The sequence below is a fragment of the Peribacillus sp. P4_C12 genome (genome assembly GCF_056402095.1).
In genome coordinates, this window is sequence record NZ_JBFUIB010000501.1 from 1 (window position 1) to 2,598 (window position 2,598).

General features: G+C 36.9%; 2 protein-coding genes. Both read right to left on the bottom strand.

The window, feature by feature from the left end; translation table 11 throughout:
- Positions 1-466: S8 family serine peptidase (locus AC1DUW_RS25540; protein ID WP_477643795.1), on the bottom strand; the 466-nt coding region annotated here is incomplete at its 3' end.
- Between the two features lie 618 nt (positions 467-1,084).
- Positions 1,085-2,494 (bottom strand): FMN-binding glutamate synthase family protein, encoded by a 1,410-nt coding sequence (locus tag AC1DUW_RS25545; RefSeq protein WP_053345674.1) that lies wholly within the window; start codon positions 2,492-2,494, stop codon positions 1,085-1,087.
- Between the last annotated feature and the right edge of the window lie 104 nt (positions 2,495-2,598).

Consider the following 2,598-nt stretch of genomic DNA (forward strand, 5'->3'; position numbering starts at 1 on the left):
CCCCTAATGACATCGAGATAACCCGTACTTTTTCGCCATTAGGACCTGTCCAATTGACAGCGTAATTAATAGCTGAAGTAATGTTTTCTGTTGTTCCTTCTCCTGATCCAGTTAAAACCTTAAGTACCAGCAACTTCGCTTTAGGTGCGGCACCTACAACTCCAAAACCATTTTCTGCTGCTGCAATGGTTCCGCAGACATGAGTCCCATGTCCGTTATTATCGGCAAAGTTGAAAGGATCACTATAATAATCTTCAGTGAAATTATACCCTCCAATAATTTGACCAATTAAATCAGGGTGATCTGGTTGGCATCCTGTATCTATTACGGCTACTACTATGTTCTCACCCTTAAACCCTTCTCTCCAAATAGAGCGTGCACGAATCATTTTAATACCTCTTGGAACTTCCGAAGTGTTTTCTGTTATTCCTTCTACTTGGAAGGGTACTAATTGAACATTTGGCAATTCTAGCCTCTCCCTTCATATAAACCCTAGAACGGGCAGAAACACCGCCTTTTGTAATGACAAATGAGGGCATCCACACTTAAAACCCGTTTGGGAAAGCTGTATCCAATAACATTGATTACAGCCTTTCTTTATCCTATGAATGGAGACAAGCTTTTGCTATAAACCTTAGTCTAATTTGATATTTTAGTTTACTTAATCAAAATACCTATAAGTAGATGGGGTAGATATATCACTGCTTACAATTACTTAGTAAGATAGTTGAAAAAAGAAATAAAATCTATAATCAGTCAGAACCTTAGTAAAAATAGTAATTACAAATCCAAATACCTTTGTAAATCATACGGCTTTAAAAAGCATAGTTCCTAAAAAAGAGTTTGTTTAGTCATCAATTATTCCATCTTTACCTTGTCCATGTTTTTATATGCATGATAAAGGTAAACCTATGTTGGTTATTATAATGGAACAGCAAAAGCTGCCGAGGAGGCAGCTTTTTTTTCTTTCCGATAAGGTCGTTCAGGATCCCTCTGCCCAAAAAGCTTATGAAACAAGTTGGTATACATAATTCTTTTCCTATTTTTCGTAAATTTGCTAATAGGTACATACGCACGTATTCACTTATTTCTCTTGTTTGTCTTCCCAAGGTTCAAATGAAAATGGAATTCCAACCATTTTAGCAGTCAATTCATCATAGGAAACTAAATCTTTTTTTGACAACTCTTTTAAAGAGCGTTTCCCCATCGCTCTTAATGCGATTTTCATTTCTTCTATACTTGCTGTAAAGAATTTCTCTGCTGCTTTTACTCCATCTTCTATCTTAAATTGATCCTTGAATTTACCTTGATTCCAAACAACTTGTGTAGGTGGTTCAAAGGGAAGAGACTTCAATGCTTGATTATGGGAGACAGCAAATAATATAGCAGATCCTACATAAACAGCATCAGCACCGAGGGCAAGTACTTTTAAAAAGTGCCCAGGTACTAATAGCCCTCCTGAGACAATTAAACTAATTTGTCCCTTCATTTTTCTCTTTTCTAAATGATTAACAGCCCGGACAACTGCATGCAATGTTGGTATTCCCATGTCATCGGATAAAATCGGTGGTGCACCATGTGTGGCTGCTTGGCCGCCGTCAATCGTTATGAAATCAACACCAAGTTCAATTAAATGATCTATATCTTCTTCAATTTTCCCCCCTGCCCCCATTTTTACACCAATGGGAACACCACCAGTTATACTCCGAAGTTCGTTAACGAGTTTTTTAATATCTTTCAATGTTTGATTTTCAAAAAAATGTTCAAAAATGACTCCATCCTCATTTTCTTTTAGCCCCATCACTTCACGAGCCCGACCTGTTAAATTTTTGGGTGAAATTTTCCCACCCATCCCAAATAATGCTCCTTGTCCGAACTTAATTTCAATCATGTCGGCACGCTTAATAAGATCTTCTTCCTTTGACCATTCTGTTTTTGAAAATTGTAAAATATATTTTCCTGCTTTATCTAATTCTTCAGGTATTACTCCGCCTTCTCCGGAATTAATCGCGGTTCCTACATTTTTTGCTGCTTCCGCCAAAGAAAGCCTCGTTTGTTCACTAAGTGCGATACCATAGGCCATCCCTGTAATCATAAGAGGAATTTTTATTTTCATTGGTTTTTTTGCTTTTGGTCCAATGGTTACCTTGACATCAACGTCTTCTTCACCATCAATAGGAAACGGTGTCGTTTGTGCAGGGATAAAGGTAATTGGATCCAAATGTGGCCATTTTTTTGAAGAGCCAAGCGGGCGATGCAGTAAGTCGCCTGTTTCTGCACGCAAGCTATTTTCAAGCATATTTTGAACGCCCATATGCCTTAGGCCTGGCATCAACTCCATAATATTTTCTTGATAGCTGTCGGTTAAAATGATTTTTCCCATCTTCTTAACTATACGTTTCATAATCCAACGCCAACCAACTAGCATAAATAAAAATAGGACAAATATTATTGCAATCATAACAAAAGATAAATAGGATAGAATGTTCGACATGTTCACTTCTCCACATTCAATTTAATTAAACGGTTCAATATTGTTGTTATTTCCGAAAAAAGGTAAATTGTGTTATTTTATAATGATATCACTCACCGCTTTAT

Bases quoted from the DNA above. Each gene is read 5' to 3' on its own strand.
- AC1DUW_RS25545 (WP_053345674.1), bottom strand. From the start codon at position 2,494: ATGTCGAACATTCTATCCTATTTATCTTTTGTTATGATTGCAATAATA.